Origin of the sequence: Burkholderia sp. A2 (assembly GCF_001729305.1) — a bacterium.
GTDB lineage: Bacteria > Pseudomonadota > Gammaproteobacteria > Burkholderiales > Burkholderiaceae > Burkholderia > Burkholderia sola.
Genome location: NZ_LZXX01000091.1, coordinates 195963 through 210594 on the forward strand (window position 1 = coordinate 195963; position 14632 = coordinate 210594).

The window sequence follows — 14632 nt, forward strand, 5'->3', positions numbered from 1 at the left end:
ATACCGATGAAAATCTTTGAAACCCTTGTCGTTATTGGGTTTGCGCTGCGCTATCATAGCAACGCCGTACCGCGGGGTGGCCGCCGGCAAGCCGGAGGGCGCGTCGCGCGGGCCAGGATTCGGCGCTGTGTCGTCGGAGTCTGACTCTCGACGGCACGGTTCGCGCACGTATAATCGGCGCGTTCGCGCTGTTCGTGTCAACCTAACCTGATAAAGGAACCTTAATGAACAAACAGGAACTGATCGACGCCGTCGCCGCCCAAACGGGCGCCAGCAAGGCTCAAACCGGCGAAACGCTGGACACGCTGCTCGAAGTCATCAAGAAGGCCGTGTCGAAGGGTGATGCGGTTCAGCTGATCGGCTTCGGCAGCTTCGGTTCGGGCAAGCGCGCAGCACGTACGGGCCGCAACCCGAAGACGGGCGAAACCATCAAGATCCCGGCAGCCAAGACGGTCAAGTTCACGGCTGGCAAGGCGTTCAAGGACGCCGTCAACAAGCGTTAAACCCGCGCCTGTTCCAGAAAAAACCCGCCTCTCGGCGGGTTTTTTGTTGGGCGCGCGCGGCATTTTCGCCACAGTTCGCGCCGCCCTTGCAAAAGTTAACGGTTGTTTTTACAAGCCGTTACCACGCGATCATGCGTGCACGATCTGCGTGTCGCCGTGATCGTCGTCGTCGTGCGAATCGACGTCCCACGCCGGGAACGGATCGTCGAACGCGGCCCATCCCGCTGCGCCGAGCGCGAATTCCGCATCGGTCAGCAGGCATGCATCGAGTTTCGTGCGCCACGCGTCGGCGTCGAGCGCGATGCCGATCAGCACGAGTTCCTGTCGGCGATCGCCGACCGTGCGATCGTCGAGATCGCCGAGCCATTCGGCGCGGATTTCGGCGAGCAGCTCGTCGTCGTCCGGCCATTCCGCGCGGTCCTGCGCCGCCCACCACAAACCCGCCGGCCCGTGCCGGCATACGCCGCCCGCCTGCGACAGCGAACCCGCGATGTCGTTGCGCGTCGCGAGCCAGAAGAACCCCTTGCTGCGCAGCACGCCCGGCCACTCCTGATGCAGCAGCGCCCAGAGACGTGCCGGGTGAAACGGCCGGCGCGCACGGTAAACAAAATTGCCGATCCCGAATTCGTCCGCTTCGCCGTGCACGTGCGCGTGATGGTCGTCATGGCAGTCGGGGTCGTCGCAATGCGTGTGACCGTGGTCGAGCGATGCGAGCCAGCCGGGGGCGTTCGCGGCTTCGTCGAAATCGAAGCGGCCGGTATTCAGCACTTCGTCGAGCGGCACGTTGCCGAACGTCGATACGACCTGGTGCGCGCGCGGATTGAGCCGCGCGAGGATGTGCTGCAGGCGCGCGAGATCGTCCGCGCCGACCAGGTCGGCCTTGTTGATTACCAGCACGTCGCAGAATTCGATCTGCTCGATCAGCAGCTCGACGAGCGTGCGGTCGTCGTCTTCCGACGCGGCGATGCCGCGCGTCGCGAGTGCGTCGTCGGAGCCGTAGTCGCGCAGGAAGTTGTACGCGTCGACCACGGTGACGAGCGTGTCGAGCCGCGCGATCGCCGACAGCGACGCGCCGTCGTCGTCGACGAACGTGAACGTTTCGGCGATCGGCATCGGCTCCGCGATACCGGTCGATTCGATCATGATCGCGTCGAAGCGGCCTTCGGACGCGAGGTTGCGGATCTCGACGAGCAGATCGTCGCGCAGCGTGCAGCAGATGCAGCCGTTCGACATCTCGACGAGGCGTTCCTCGACGTGCGACAGCGCCTGCGCATCGCGCACGAGCGACGCGTCGATGTTGACCGCGGCGAGATCGTTGACGATCACCGCGACTTTCAGGCCCGCGCGGTTCGCGAGCACGTGGTTGAGCAGCGTGGTCTTGCCGGCGCCGAGGAAACCGGACAGCACGGTGACGGGCAACGGCTGTTTCATTGCCGGATTCATGATGATATGCACCAACGGAAAAGATGAAAAAGCGGCCGCGGCGCCCTGCCGGGGCGCGATCGGCCCGCACGCGGGTGAAACGGCGGCGTCAGCCCGCATTGTGCATCAAACGCGCGCCGGCCGGCCCGGCGTCAGCCGGCGACGCGGCGCCGAATCACTGAGCGGCGGCCTGCGTGGCCTGAGTAGCCGGAGCGGCCTGAGCAGTCTGCGCGGGCGGCAGCAGCTTCCATTGCGTCAGGATGCCGGCGATCTGCCGCGCGTATTTGTCGCGCAGCGACGGCGTTTCCGAATGGTAGGCGCCGACCGCCTGCCACGTGTTGCCGTAGCGGTTCATCTTCTGTTTGAGATGCCACGCGGCGATGTACACGTTCTTGCACGGCTCCATCAGCGTGTCGCGGCCGATCCCGTAGCGCGACAGCGTCGGCAGGTGGATCGAATTGATCTGCATCAGGCCGTAGTCGACCGAGCCGTTCGTGTTCTTGTTCAGCGCACCGGGCCGGTTGCGCGACTCCTGCCACGCGATCGCGCGCAGGATCAGCGGATTGACCTGCTGATATTTGGCCGCTTCGTCGAAACAATCCGCGCGTGCGTTGCCGCTGGCGAACCACGCGCCGGCGGCGATCAACGCGAGCGAAGCGAATCGTCTGTTCATCGTGCGGAAACGGAAAGGAATTGCGCGAAGCTCGGGAAAACCCGTGCCTGTTATTAGTGCGACGAGAAACGCGCCGCCCGTATCATACCGGCAGACCGTCCGATTGCGACAGCAGGAATACGGCAGCCCGTTTATACCGCATTTCCGTGTCGATTCATCTCGAAATCGGGGCGACGGCCGGCATGCGCAGGGTTACGCGGATCCTTACATATCGCATACGATTCGCCGGACACATGTCGTATGTGAGACAGTCTTCGGATCAATGTGATATTTCGGACATGAAAAACTGCTAATGTCGCCTCTTTCGGACTTGGATCCCAGCACTACCGCCGGAAGTGGCCTGAGCCGGCATCGACCCATTCATCCATGACAAGAAATCGCTTCGTTATGCGGCGTATCGCCACGACCCTGCTCGTGGCGGGCATCATCGTCTCGCAGGCTGCCTACGCTCAGGTCACGCTCAACTTCGTGAATGCGGACATCGACCAGGTCGCGAAAGCGATCGGCGCCGCGACCGGCAAGACCATCATCGTCGACCCCCGCGTGAAGGGGCAGCTCAATCTCGTCGCCGAACGGCCGGTGCCGGAAGACCAGGCGTTGAAGACGCTGCAGTCCGCGCTGCGCATGCAGGGCTTCGCGCTCGTGCAGGATCACGGCGTGCTGAAGGTCGTGCCGGAAGCCGACGCGAAGCTGCAGGGCGTGCCGACCTACGTCGGCAATGCGCCGCAGGCGCGCGGCGACCAGGTGATCACGCAGGTGTTCGAGTTGCACAACGAATCGGCGAACAACCTGCTGCCCGTGCTGCGGCCGCTGATCTCGCCGAACAACACGGTGACGGCCTACCCGGCGAACAACACGATCGTCGTGACCGACTATGCGGACAACGTGCGCCGCATCGCGCAGATCATCTCGGGCATCGACAGCGCCGCGGGTGCGCAGGTGCAGGTCGTGACGCTGCGCAACGCGAACGCGATCGACCTCGCCGCGCAGATGCAGAAGATGCTCGACCCGGGTGCGATCGGCAACAGCGACGCGACGCTGAAGGTGTCGGTCACGGCCGACCCGCGCACCAACTCGCTGCTGCTGCGCGCATCGAACGGCTCGCGCCTCTCGGCCGCGAAACGCCTCGCGCAGCAGCTCGACGCGCCGAGCGCGGTGCCCGGCAACATGCACGTCGTGCCGCTGCGCAACGCCGATGCGGTGAAGCTCGCGAAGACGCTGCGCGGGATGCTCGGCAAGGGCGGCAACGACAGCGGCTCGTCGGCGTCGTCCAACGATGCGAACAGCTTCAACCAGAACGGCGGCTCGTCGTCGAGCGGCAACTTCTCGACCGGCACGTCGGGCACCCCGCCGCTGCCGTCGGGCGGCCTCGGCGGTTCGTCGTCCTCGTCGGCGTATGGCGGCGGCTCGTCCGGCGGCGGCCTCGGCACGGGCGGCCTGCTCGGCGGCGACAAGGACAAGAGCGGCGACGACAACCAGCCAGGCGGGATGATCCAGGCCGATTCGGCCACCAACTCGCTGATCATCACCGCGTCCGATCCGGTTTACCGGAACCTGCGCTCGGTGATCGACCAGCTCGACGCACGGCGGGCGCAGGTCTATATCGAAGCGCTGATCGTCGAGCTGAACTCGACGACGCAGGGCAACCTCGGCATCCAGTGGCAGGTCGCGAGCGGCCAGTTCCTCGGCGGCACGAACCTGAACCCCGGGCTGGGGTTGGGCAACAGCATCATCAACCTGACGGCGGGCGGCCTGACCAACGCAGCCGGCGGAGTCACCGGCGGCGGGCTGGCCGCCAACCTCGGGCAGTTGTCGCAAGGGCTCAACATCGGCTGGCTGCACAACATGTTCGGCGTGCAGGGGCTTGGCGCGCTGCTGCAATACTTCGCGGGCGTGAGCGACGCGAACGTGCTGTCGACGCCGAACCTGATCACGCTCGACAACGAGGAAGCGAAGATCGTCGTCGGCCAGAACGTGCCGATCGCGACCGGCTCGTATTCGAACCTGACGAGCGGCACGACGAGCAATGCGTTCAATACCTACGATCGTCGCGACGTCGGCCTGACGCTGCACGTGAAGCCGCAGATCACCGACGGCGGGATCCTGAAGCTACAGCTCTATACCGAGGATTCGGCCGTCGTCAGCGGCACCACGAACGCGCAGACCGGCCCGACCTTCACGAAACGCTCGATCCAGTCGACGATCCTGGCCGACAACGGCGAGATCATCGTGCTCGGCGGCTTGATGCAGGACAACTACCAGGTGTCGAACAGCAAGGTGCCGCTGCTCGGCGACATCCCGTGGATCGGCCAGCTGTTCCGTTCGGAATCGAAGCAGCGCGCGAAAACCAACCTGATGGTGTTCCTGCGTCCGGTGATCATTTCCGATCGCAGCACCGCGCAGGAAGTCACCGCGAACCGCTACGACTACATCCAGGGCGTGACGGGCGCGTACAAGTCGGACAACAACGTGATCCGCGACAAGGACGACCCGGTCGTCCCGCCGATGCCGCTGGGTCCGAGCCAGGGCGGCACGCCGGCCGGCAACCTGTTCGATCTCGACAAGATGCGCCGCCAGCAGTTGCAGCGCCAGGTCGCGCCGGTACCGGCCCAGCCGCTGCCCGAGGCGACGCCCGCGCAGCCGCAAAGCGTGCCTCAGCAGGCGGTGCCGCAACAGCCGCTGACCACCGCGCCGGGAGCGTCGCAGTGAGCGACGTGCTCGCGTCCTCCGCCCACGACGGCGCGCCGGGCGAACGCCAGCCGCCGTCGCCGCTCGCCGCGCGTTTGCTGCCGTACGGCTTCGCGAAGAGCGGCCAGGTGCTGATCGCGCACCAGCTCGACGACACGCTCGAGGTGTGGATCAGCGAACGTACGAGCGATGCCGCGCTCGCGGAGATCGCGCGCAACTTCGGCTCGATCGCCGTGCATCGCGTGCCGGCCGACGAGCTCGCGCAGGCGATCAACCAGGCCTACGCGCGCCAGGACGGCAGCGCCGCGCAGGTGGTCGGCGAGGTCGAAGGCGAAGTCGACCTGTCGCGGCTGATGCAGGACATCCCGGAAGTCGAGGATCTGCTCGAATCGGAAGACGACGCGCCGATCATCCGGATGATCAACGCACTGCTCACGCAAGCGGCACGCGAACAGGCGTCGGACATCCACATCGAGCCGTTCGAGAATGCGTCGGTCGTGCGCTTTCGCGTCGACGGCACGCTGCGCGACGTCGTGCGCCCGAAGAAGGCGCTGCACGGCGCGCTGATCTCGCGGATCAAGATCATGGCGCAGCTCGACATCGCCGAGAAGCGGTTGCCGCAGGACGGCCGCATCACGCTGCGCGTCGGCGGCCGGCCGGTCGACGTGCGCGTGTCGACGCTGCCGACCGGGCACGGCGAGCGCGCGGTGCTGCGTCTCCTGGAAAAGGATGCGCAGCGGCTGAACCTCGAAGCGCTCGGGATGGGGCGCGACACGCTCGTCCAGTTCGACAAGCTGATCGGCCGCCCGCACGGCATCGTGCTCGTCACCGGCCCGACCGGTTCGGGCAAGACGACCACGCTGTATGCGTCGATGTCGCGGCTCGAAACCGCGACGACCAACATCATGACCGTCGAGGACCCGATCGAATACGATCTGTCCGGCATCGGCCAGACGCAGGTGAACGAGCGGATCGGGATGACCTTTGCCCGCGCGCTGCGCTCGATCCTGCGCCAGGACCCGGACGTGATCATGATCGGCGAAATCCGCGACCTCGAAACCGCGCAGATCGCGGTGCAGGCGTCGCTGACGGGCCACCTCGTGCTCGCGACGCTGCACACGAACGATGCGGCGTCCGCCGTCACGCGCCTGACCGACATGGGCGTCGAGCCGTACCTGCTCGCGTCGTCGCTGCTCGGCGTGCTCGCGCAGCGCCTCGTGCGCCAGCTCTGCCCCGTCTGCAAGGAAGAGCGGCACGAGGACGGCCGCACCGTATGGCATCCGGTCGGCTGCGCGAAGTGCGGACATTCCGGTTATGCGGGCCGGCGCGGTGTGTACGAGTTGCTGGTGATCGACGATTCGATCCGCTCGCTGATTCACCGCAACGCGGCCGATGCTGAAATTCTCGCCGCCGGCCGAGCGGAAGGGATGCGCACGCTGCGCGACGACGCTGAGCGCTGGCTCGCGTCCGGCGCGACGTCGCTCGAGGAAGTGCTGCGCGTGACGGGAGGCGCATAGCGCGATGCCGGCATTCCGTTTCGAAGCAATCGATTCGGCGGGGCGCGCGCAGAAAGGCGTGATCGATGCCGACAGCGCGCGTGCCGCGCGCGGCCAGCTGCGCACGCAGGGGCTGACGCCGCTCGTCGTCGAGCCGGCCGCCAGCGCGACGCGCGGCGCACGTTCGCAGCGGCTCGCGTTCGGCCGCAAGCTGTCACAGCGCGAGCAGGCGATCCTCACGCGCCAGCTCGCGAGCCTGCTGATCGCGGGGCTGCCGCTCGACGAGGCGCTCGGCGTGCTGACCGAGCAGGCCGAGCGCGACTACATCCGCGAACTGATGGCCGCGATCCGCGCGGAAGTGCTCGGCGGCCATTCGCTCGCGAATGCGCTGGGCCAGCATCCGCGCGATTTTCCGGAAATCTACCGCGCACTCGTTGCCGCGGGCGAGCACACCGGCAAGCTCGGCATCGTGCTGTCGCGCCTGGCCGACTACATCGAGCAGAGCAACGCGCTGAAGCAGAAGATCCTGCTGGCGTTCACGTATCCGGGCATCGTCACGCTGATCGCGTTCGGCATCGTCACGTTCCTGCTGAGCTACGTCGTGCCGCAGGTCGTCAACGTGTTCGCGAGCACGAAGCAGCAGCTGCCGATCCTCACGGTCGTGATGATGGCGCTGTCGGAATTCGTGCGGCACTGGTGGTGGGCGATCCTGATCGCGGTCGCGCTCGTCGTGTGGTTCGTGAAGACGACGCTGTCGCGCGCCGGGCCGAGGCTCGCGTTCGACCGCTGGGTGCTGACCGCCCCGCTCGCCGGCAAGCTCGTGCGTGGCTACAACACGGTGCGCTTCGCGAGCACGCTCGGCATTCTCACCGCGGCCGGCGTGCCGATCCTGCGCGCGTTGCAGGCGGCCGGCGAGACGCTGTCGAACCGCGCGATGCGCGCGAACATCGACGATGCGATCGTGCGCGTGCGCGAAGGCTCCGCGCTGTCGCGCGCGCTGAACAACGTGAAGACGTTTCCGCCGGTGCTCGTGCACCTGATTCGTTCGGGCGAAGCGACGGGCGACGTGACGACGATGCTGGATCGCGCGGCCGAAGGCGAAGCGCGCGAACTCGAGCGCCGCACGATGTTCCTGACGAGCCTGCTGGAGCCGCTGCTGATTCTCGCGATGGGCGGCATCGTGCTCGTGATCGTGCTGGCCGTGATGCTGCCGATCATCGAGCTGAACAACATGGTGCAGTGACGGTGCGGCCCGATTCCGACGGACGGGCCGCTACCGTTCAGCGCATGTAGATCGCGGGGGACGGCGTGTTCGCCGGGAGCTGGATTTCGGCGCGGGCGCCGTTGCGGTCGACGATGATCGAGCGCGGCCGGACTTCGGCGAGCTTCGCGCCGGACGTGACCTCCGCGCCGAGCGACACGGCGCGCGGCGGTTCGCCGCCGACGCCGACGATCGCCGCGCCGCCGTGGTCGAGCGCGAGAATGCCGAACAGGTGGATGTCCTGGACGGGATTCTTGTCGAGCTGACCGCCGAAGAGCGCGGCGGCGTCCTCGGTGCGGATCGGCAGCCGCGCGGCGGCGGCGGGCAGCGGCGCTTCGCGGGCCGACAGCGTGACGACCCAGTAGGTGGCCGTCGCGCACAAACCCGCGAAGAGGGCGAGGGAAAGGATCCGGATCGAGAGCGCGTTCATGCGCGCTATTGTACGGATGTATATGAAATTTGCGTTGGGTGAAAGCCCTCGGCGATGCGCGCCTTACAATGCGTGCTCCGCGCCCGCCGGTCCGGAAGGTTGCTGTCAGGCAATCGTCCGGTGCGCCGGGTGCGTCACTCAATCGACGACATTTTTTGGAAAGAGGTAGTCAGTCATGCAAACGTGGATCACTCGCCGCAACGCGGCCGTGCGTCGTCAGCGCGGTTTCACGCTGATCGAGATCATGGTGGTGGTCGCGATCCTCGGGATCCTGGCGGCGCTGATCGTGCCGAAGATCATGAGCCGCCCCGACGAGGCGCGCCGCATCGCCGCGAAGCAGGACATCGGCACGATCATGCAGGCGCTCAAGCTGTACCGTCTGGACAACGGCCGCTATCCGACCCAGGAGCAGGGCCTGAACGCGCTGATCCAGAAGCCGACCAACGATCCGATCCCGAACAACTGGAAGGACGGCGGCTATCTCGAGCGCCTGCCGAACGACCCGTGGGGCAACGGGTACAAGTACCTGAACCCGGGCGTGCACGGCGAGATCGACGTGTTCAGCTACGGCGCCGACGGCAAGGAAGGCGGCGAAAGCAACGACTCCGACATCGGCTCGTGGCAGTAAGCCGGCGCTGATCGGCCCGACGTTTCATTTCCGTTCTTCATGCTCGCCATTCGCACGACCTCCCGCTGCGGCCGCGATTGCCGGGTGCGTCGCGGTGCGGTGCCGTCCGTACCGGCACGTGCCGATGGCGGCTTGACGAAGCACCGTGCGGCGCGCCGTCGCGCGCGCGGCTTCACGCTGCTCGAAATGCTGGTCGTGCTCGTGATCGCGGGGCTGCTCGTGTCGCTCGCGTCGCTGTCGCTGACGCGTAATCCGCGCACCGACCTGCGCGAGGAAGCGCAGCGCATCGCGCTGCTGTTCGAGACGGCCGGCGACGAAGCGCAGGTGCGCGCGCGGCCGATCGCGTGGCAGCCGACCGCGCACGGCTTCCAGTTCGACGTGAGTTCGCCCGACGGCTGGCGCACGCTGCGCGATGACCTGCTGCGCCCGCGCGACTGGGACGGCGGCGTCACCGGCGCGGACATCGATTACCCGGGGTCGGACACGCGCGCGAACCGCGTCGTGTTCGGCACCGAGAGCATCGACACGCCGGTGCGCGTGACGCTGCATTCGGCCGCCGGCAGCGCGACGATCGTCGGCACCGGCAACGGCCGCTACGAGGTGCAATGACGATGCGTCGTCGCCTGCCCTTCTCCGTTTCCCCTTCCCGCGGCTTCACGATGATCGAGGTGCTGGTCGCGCTCGCGATCATCGCGGTCGCGCTCGCCGCGTCGATCCGCGCGGTCGGCACGATGGCGACCAATGCGTCCGACCTGCATCGCCGCCTGCTCGCCGGCTGGAGCGCCGACAACGCGCTCGCGCAGCTGCGGCTCACGCATGCGTGGCCGGAGGTCGGCGAACAGAGTTTCGACTGCTCGCAAGGCAACGTGCAGCTCGTGTGCACGCAGCGCGTGAGCACCACGCCGAACCCGGTGTTCCGGCGCGTGCGGATTTCGGTGAGCATGCCCGGCCGTGCCGGCGTGCTCGCGCAAATGGTGACGGTGGTCGCGAATGAAACCAGCCGCCCGCTCTGACGCGCCGATGCGACGCCCGTTCGCCCGCTCCGCCCGCGGCTTCACGCTGATCGAGCTGATGATCGCGATCGCGATTCTCGCGGTGGTCGCGATCCTCGCATGGCGCGGGCTCGACCAGATCATGCGCGGTCGCGACAAGGTCGCGGCCGCGATGGAAGACGAGCGCGTGTTCGCGCAGATGTTCGACCAGATGCGCATCGACGCGCGACTCGCCGCGACCGACGACGAGGCCGGCCAGCCGGCGATCGGCGTCGCCGGCAACACGCTGCAGATCGTGCGCGAGCTCGACGTGCCGGGCGTCGCGCCGCGGCTGCAGGTGGTCCGCTACCGGATCGCCGGCGGGCGCGTCGTGCGCTATGCGTCGCCGCCGATCGACGACACGAACCGGCTGCGCACCGTGCTGAAGGACAGCAGCGTCGAAGGCTGGAGCTGGGTCGCGCTGATGGGCGGCGTCGGCGCGATCGACGCGAAGCTGTACGTGCCGCGCGTGGGCTGGACCACCAACCTGCAGACGGCCGACGAAGCGCTCGCGCAGAACAACGACGCGCTGAAGGTGCCGCAGATCGGCAACGCGCCGCCGGCGCGTGCGGTGACCGGGCTGCAGGTCAGCATCGGCGCGACGTCGCTGCGCGTGCCGGTCACGCGCATCTTCCTCGTCGGGGAATGACGATGCGTGCGCGCCCAGCCCGTCGAATGCCTGCCCGCCGCCAGCGCGGCGCCGCGATCATCACCGCGCTGCTCGTGGTCGCGCTGTCGGCGATCCTCGTCTCGGGGATGTTGTGGCGCCAGCAGGTGCAGATCCGCCGCATCGAGAACCAGCGCGTGATCGCGCAGGCGCAGTGGGTCGCGCGCGGCGCGCTCGACTGGACCCGGATGATCCTGCGCTCCGAAGGCGATACGGCGCCCGGCATCACGTATCTCGGCGGGATCTGGGGCGTGCCGATCGCGAAGACGAAGCTGTCGGATTTCCTCGGCCGGATCGGCGCGCCCAACGACACGGACGCCGAAGACACCTATCTGTCCGGCTCGATCGAGGATGCGCAGGCGAAGTTCAACCTGCGCAACCTCGTGTCGTCGCCGGCGCCCGGCGTGCTGCAGCTGAACGTCACGCAGATGCAGGCGTTCCAGCGCCTGCTGACGACGCTCGGCTACGACAGCGCGTTCGCGAAGCGCATCGCGCTGCAGGTGCGCGCGGGGCTGCTGCATTCGGCCACGCGGTTCCAGATGCCGAACCTGCCCGGCGGCGGCGGGACGGCCGCAAACGCCGCGACCGCGCCGGTGACGAGCGGCGACATGCAGGGCAGCGGCTTCACCGACGATCCGGGGATGGCCGGCGGCGACCGTGGGCCCGCGCCGCTGATGATGACGCGCGTCGACAGCCTGCTCGACGTCGACGGCGTGACGCCGGAGATGGTCGCGCGGCTGCGCCCGTTCGTCACCGTGCTGCCGACCACGACGCCCGTGAACATGAACACCGCGCCGGCCGAAGTGATCGCCGCGCTGATACCGGGAATGAGCGTGTCGTCCGCGCAGGCGCTCGTGGCGCGCCGCGAGACGGTGTTTTTCCGGAACGTCGGCGACGTGCAGCTCGCGCTGCGCGGCGCCGGCGCGCCGCCGAACGTGACGATCGACTCGAGCCTCGTCGACGTCAATTCGAGCTATTTCATCGTGCACGGCCGGATTCAGCACGAACGCGCGGAGGTCGACCGCACCTCGCTCGTGTATCGTGATCCGACCACGCACTCGACACGGGTCGTGCGCATCCGCGACCAGCTATAACGACGCCAATCGGGAGAGGAGCTCTTGTGAGCACGTTGATTGTTTCTTTGCCGCCGCGCGAGCCTGCCGTGCCGTTGCAGGAATGGCAGTGGCCCGAGCTGCCGTTCACGCTCGTCGACAAGGCCGGCCACGTGCAGCGCGCGGGCCGCGCCGCGCTCGCGCTGCTGCCGCGCGCGAACGCGACGGTGCTGATCGTCGCCGCGCGCGACGTGCTGCTGCTGGCCGCGACCGTGCCGCCGCTGAAGGGGCCGAAGCTGCGCCAGGCGCTGCCCAACATCGTCGAGGATCAGCTGATCCAGGATCCGCTCGGCTGCCACATCGCGCTCGACCCGGCCCCGCTGCCCGACGGGCGCCGCGTGCTGGCCGTCGTCGATCGCGCGTGGTTCCGCGCGATCTGCGACGCGTTTACCGCGGCCGGCCACCGGCACCTGAGCGCGGTCCCCGCGACCCGCTGCCTGCCGGCGCCGCGTGGGTCGGCCGAGGCCGCATCCACCGTGCCGGCCGACGGCGAGGCGACCGACGCCGCCGCGCTCGTCGCGGACGTCACCGAGCCGGCTGCCCGCCCGGCGACGGTCGCCGCGGTGCTCGGACTCGCGACGGCGGTCGAACCGGTGCTCGTCGAAGCCGGCGCATTGCCGGCCGCGGCCGGTGCGCGGCGCCTCGAGCTGGCGGTCGCGCGCGGCGCGCTTGGCGAAGGTTTCGCGGCGCCCGCGTCGCGCGCGGCCGGCACGCTGGCCGCGCTCGCGGGCGGCGGCGACGTCGAACTGTACGAACTCGGCGAGCCGGGCGCGGAGCCGCGGCTCGCGTCGGTCGGCCGCACCGACGCGCCGCTGCTGCCGGGCGCCGCACCGCTGTCGTTCGATACGTTCGCGCGCCGGGCGCTCGCCGAGAAGTTCGATCTGTGCCAGTTCGAATTCGAGTCGCAGCCGTGGCGCTTCGACCGCGCGACGCTCAAGCGCCTGCGCGTGCCGATCGCGCTCGCCGCGGCGACGCTCGGCGTCGCTGTGATCGGGATGAACGTGCACTGGTGGAAGCTGTCGCGCGAGCGCGATGCGCTGTCCGCGCAGATTACCGAGACGCTGCTGTCTGCGTTCCCGAAGACGACCACCGTGCTCGACCCGCCCGCGCAGATGCAGCGCCAGCTCGACCAGCTGCGCCTCGCGGCCGGCGAACTGTCGCCGAACGATTTCCTCGCGCTGTCGAGCGGCCTGGCGCGCTCGATGGGGGCGCTGCCGCTGAACGGCATCGCGTCGCTCGACTATCACGACCGGCGGCTCGACGTCGGCTTCAAGCCGGAGGTCAAGGTCGATCCCGATTTCACGCAGCGCCTCGCGCGTAACGGACTGTCCGGCGAAGTCGACAGCAACACGGGCAAATGGACGATCCGGAGCCGCTCATGAAAACCGAACAACTGAACCAGACGCTGGCCCAGTTCTGGGGCGAGCGCTCGCCGCGCGAGAAAATGCTGCTCGGCTGGGGCGGCGCCGTGCTGGCGGTCGCGATTGCGTATTCGGTGCTGTGGTCGCCCGCGCAGGAAGGCCGTGCGCGAATCCAGCGCGAGCTGCCGACGATGCGTCACGAACTCGCGCAGATGACCGCGCAGGCGAACGAGGCGAAATCGCTGTCGGCCGCCGCGCAGGGTGTCGCGCCGACCGGCCTCGCGCTGAAGGATGCGCTCACTGCATCGCTGTCCGATCACGGGCTGCAGGGCGCGCAGGTGCAGATCGTCGGCAACGGCGTGCAGGTCCAGATGAAGAACGTGTCGTTCCCGGCATGGACCCAGTGGCTCGACGATGCGCGCCGGCAGTTCAAGGTGCAGGTCGGCGAAGCGCATGCCACGGCCCTGAAGGAAGACGGTCAGGTGGATCTGACGGCCGTGATGCAACCGTCCGTCCAGAAATAGATGACCGCAGTGGATGACGCAAACGAAGGCCGGCCGATGCGGCCATGGGTGAGACGGCTCGTCACCGTGTTGCCGTGGGTGCTGGCGGGCGGCGTGGCGACGGCGGTGACGCTCGTCGCGCTCGCGCCGGCCGCGTGGATCGCGCCGCAGTTCGCGCGCGCGACCGGCGGCCACGTGAATCTCGTCGATCCGGACGGGTCGCTGTGGCACGGCTCGGGCACGCTGATGCTCGCGCCTGGCGCCGACCAGAGCGCGGCGACGCTGCTGCCGGGCCGGGTCGAATGGACCACGCGCTTCTGGCCACTGCTGACCGGGCGCGTGCAGATGCACATGCGGCAGACGGAAGCGATGCCCGATGCGGTCACGCTCGACGCGACGTGGCGCGGCGCGGTGCTGTCGGCGGGGACGATGGCCGTACCCGCGTCGCTGCTCACGGGGCTCGGTACGCCGTTCAACACGCTCGACCTGCAGGGCGACGTGCGGCTCCGCTGGAGCGACTGGCGGCTCATCGGCAACAACGCGTTCGGCCAGCTGACGGTGACGATCGATTCGATGAGTTCGCGCGTGTCGCGCGTGAAGCCGCTCGGTTCGTACCGCGCGGTATTGCAGGCGAAGGGCGCGGGCGCCGATCTCGACCTGTCGACGACGCAGGGCCCGCTGTTCCTCGACGGGCACGGCAGCTTCGGCCCCGGCCAGGGGGCGTTCCGCGGGACCGCGCATGCGGCGCCGGAGCAGCAGGCGAACCTCGCCGGGCTGCTGAACCTGCTCGGCCACCCGATCGGCAACAACCAGGTTTCGCTGATCTTCGGCGACGCGCAGCGCTGATTACGCGCGTC

The 14632-nt window shown here is 68.2% G+C and carries 15 protein-coding genes; 12 read left to right on the forward strand and 3 right to left on the reverse strand.

All coding sequences use genetic code 11. The annotated features are described in order from the left end of the window. Nucleotides 1-224 precede the first annotated feature (224 nt). Complete coding sequence (locus A9Z05_RS15205; RefSeq protein WP_006401505.1) at nucleotides 225-503, forward strand: HU family DNA-binding protein; 279 nt, start codon at nucleotides 225-227, stop codon at nucleotides 501-503. 129 nt (nucleotides 504-632) lie between these two features. Here the strand turns inward: A9Z05_RS15205 and A9Z05_RS15210 are convergent, their stop codons facing one another. After that, nucleotides 633-1946: a GTP-binding protein gene (locus A9Z05_RS15210; RefSeq protein WP_069618843.1), complete on the reverse strand. Its 1314-nt coding sequence runs from the start codon at nucleotides 1944-1946 to the stop codon at nucleotides 633-635. Nucleotides 1947-2100: 154 nt separating this feature from the next. Beyond that, nucleotides 2101-2598, reverse strand: coding sequence for a lytic transglycosylase domain-containing protein (locus tag A9Z05_RS15215; protein WP_069618799.1), 498 nt, complete (start codon nucleotides 2596-2598; stop codon nucleotides 2101-2103). Between the two features lie 366 nt (nucleotides 2599-2964). On the opposite strand from A9Z05_RS15215, the gene gspD reads away from it, so the two are divergent. The 3 genes from gspD to gspF are packed head-to-tail and all read left to right on the forward strand — an operon-like array spanning nucleotide 2965 to nucleotide 8025. Beyond that, nucleotides 2965-5307: a type II secretion system secretin GspD gene (gspD, locus tag A9Z05_RS15220; protein WP_069618800.1), complete on the forward strand. Its 2343-nt coding sequence runs from the start codon at nucleotides 2965-2967 to the stop codon at nucleotides 5305-5307. Nucleotides 5308-5312: 5 nt separating this feature from the next. Continuing rightward, the gene (gene gspE, locus A9Z05_RS15225) at nucleotides 5313-6803 is read left to right on the forward strand and encodes a type II secretion system ATPase GspE (RefSeq protein WP_012492991.1); all 1491 of its coding nucleotides are present in this window, start codon (nucleotides 5313-5315) and stop codon (nucleotides 6801-6803) included. A gap of 4 nt (nucleotides 6804-6807) precedes the next feature. Then, entirely contained in the window at nucleotides 6808-8025 is a 1218-nt protein-coding gene (gene gspF, locus A9Z05_RS15230; RefSeq protein ID WP_069618801.1) for a type II secretion system inner membrane protein GspF, read from the forward strand. Between the two features lie 37 nt (nucleotides 8026-8062). Here the strand turns inward: gspF and A9Z05_RS15235 are convergent, their stop codons facing one another. Then, nucleotides 8063-8473 (reverse strand): type II secretion system protein N, encoded by a 411-nt coding sequence (locus A9Z05_RS15235; RefSeq protein WP_006477247.1) that lies wholly within the window; start codon nucleotides 8471-8473, stop codon nucleotides 8063-8065. Nucleotides 8474-8648: 175 nt separating this feature from the next. Between A9Z05_RS15235 and gspG the strand changes: the two genes are divergently transcribed. From gspG to A9Z05_RS15275, 8 genes are read left to right on the forward strand one after another with little or no spacing between them, the layout of a single operon-like run. Beyond that, nucleotides 8649-9101 (forward strand): type II secretion system major pseudopilin GspG, encoded by a 453-nt coding sequence (gspG, locus tag A9Z05_RS15240; RefSeq protein ID WP_012492990.1) that lies wholly within the window; start codon nucleotides 8649-8651, stop codon nucleotides 9099-9101. A 39-nt stretch (nucleotides 9102-9140) separates the two neighbouring features. Further along, on the forward strand, nucleotides 9141-9710 hold the full coding sequence (locus A9Z05_RS15245) for a GspH/FimT family pseudopilin (protein ID WP_069618802.1): 570 nt from the start codon (nucleotides 9141-9143) through the stop codon (nucleotides 9708-9710). Nucleotides 9711-9712: 2 nt separating this feature from the next. After that, complete coding sequence (gene gspI / locus A9Z05_RS15250) at nucleotides 9713-10114, forward strand: type II secretion system minor pseudopilin GspI (protein WP_089434422.1); 402 nt, start codon at nucleotides 9713-9715, stop codon at nucleotides 10112-10114. Beyond that, nucleotides 10092-10781 (forward strand): type II secretion system protein J, encoded by a 690-nt coding sequence (locus A9Z05_RS15255; protein ID WP_084044270.1) that lies wholly within the window; start codon nucleotides 10092-10094, stop codon nucleotides 10779-10781. Before gspI ends, A9Z05_RS15255 begins: the two co-directional genes overlap by 23 nt. A 2-nt stretch (nucleotides 10782-10783) precedes the next feature. Beyond that, nucleotides 10784-11893: a type II secretion system minor pseudopilin GspK gene (gene gspK, locus A9Z05_RS15260; RefSeq protein ID WP_069618844.1), complete on the forward strand. Its 1110-nt coding sequence runs from the start codon at nucleotides 10784-10786 to the stop codon at nucleotides 11891-11893. 26 nt (nucleotides 11894-11919) lie between these two features. Beyond that, nucleotides 11920-13293, forward strand: a complete 1374-nt coding sequence (gene gspL / locus A9Z05_RS15265) for a type II secretion system protein GspL (RefSeq protein ID WP_069618805.1) — start codon at nucleotides 11920-11922, stop codon at nucleotides 13291-13293. Beyond that, entirely contained in the window at nucleotides 13290-13796 is a 507-nt protein-coding gene (gene gspM, locus A9Z05_RS15270) for a type II secretion system protein GspM (RefSeq protein WP_069618845.1), read from the forward strand. Before gspL ends, gspM begins: the two co-directional genes overlap by 4 nt. A 36-nt stretch (nucleotides 13797-13832) precedes the next feature. Beyond that, a complete protein-coding gene (locus A9Z05_RS15275; protein ID WP_069618806.1) occupies nucleotides 13833-14621 on the forward strand; it encodes a type II secretion system protein N in 789 nt (262 codons plus the stop codon). Nucleotides 14622-14632: the final 11 nt, after the last annotated feature.

Coding starts and splice junctions, on each gene's coding strand:
- A9Z05_RS15205 (WP_006401505.1), top strand. CDS start 225: ATGAACAAACAGGAACTGATCGACGCCGTCGCCGCCCAAACGGGCGCC.
- A9Z05_RS15210 (WP_069618843.1), bottom strand. CDS start 1,946: ATGAATCCGGCAATGAAACAGCCGTTGCCCGTCACCGTGCTGTCCGGT.
- A9Z05_RS15215 (WP_069618799.1), bottom strand. CDS start 2,598: ATGAACAGACGATTCGCTTCGCTCGCGTTGATCGCCGCCGGCGCGTGG.
- gspD (WP_069618800.1), top strand. CDS start 2,965: ATGACAAGAAATCGCTTCGTTATGCGGCGTATCGCCACGACCCTGCTC.
- gspF (WP_069618801.1), top strand. CDS start 6,808: ATGCCGGCATTCCGTTTCGAAGCAATCGATTCGGCGGGGCGCGCGCAG.
- A9Z05_RS15235 (WP_006477247.1), bottom strand. CDS start 8,473: ATGAACGCGCTCTCGATCCGGATCCTTTCCCTCGCCCTCTTCGCGGGT.
- gspG (WP_012492990.1), top strand. CDS start 8,649: ATGCAAACGTGGATCACTCGCCGCAACGCGGCCGTGCGTCGTCAGCGC.
- A9Z05_RS15245 (WP_069618802.1), top strand. CDS start 9,141: ATGCTCGCCATTCGCACGACCTCCCGCTGCGGCCGCGATTGCCGGGTG.
- gspI (WP_089434422.1), top strand. CDS start 9,713: ATGCGTCGTCGCCTGCCCTTCTCCGTTTCCCCTTCCCGCGGCTTCACG.
- A9Z05_RS15255 (WP_084044270.1), top strand. CDS start 10,092: ATGAAACCAGCCGCCCGCTCTGACGCGCCGATGCGACGCCCGTTCGCC.
- gspK (WP_069618844.1), top strand. CDS start 10,784: ATGCGTGCGCGCCCAGCCCGTCGAATGCCTGCCCGCCGCCAGCGCGGC.
- gspM (WP_069618845.1), top strand. CDS start 13,290: ATGAAAACCGAACAACTGAACCAGACGCTGGCCCAGTTCTGGGGCGAG.
- A9Z05_RS15275 (WP_069618806.1), top strand. CDS start 13,833: ATGCGGCCATGGGTGAGACGGCTCGTCACCGTGTTGCCGTGGGTGCTG.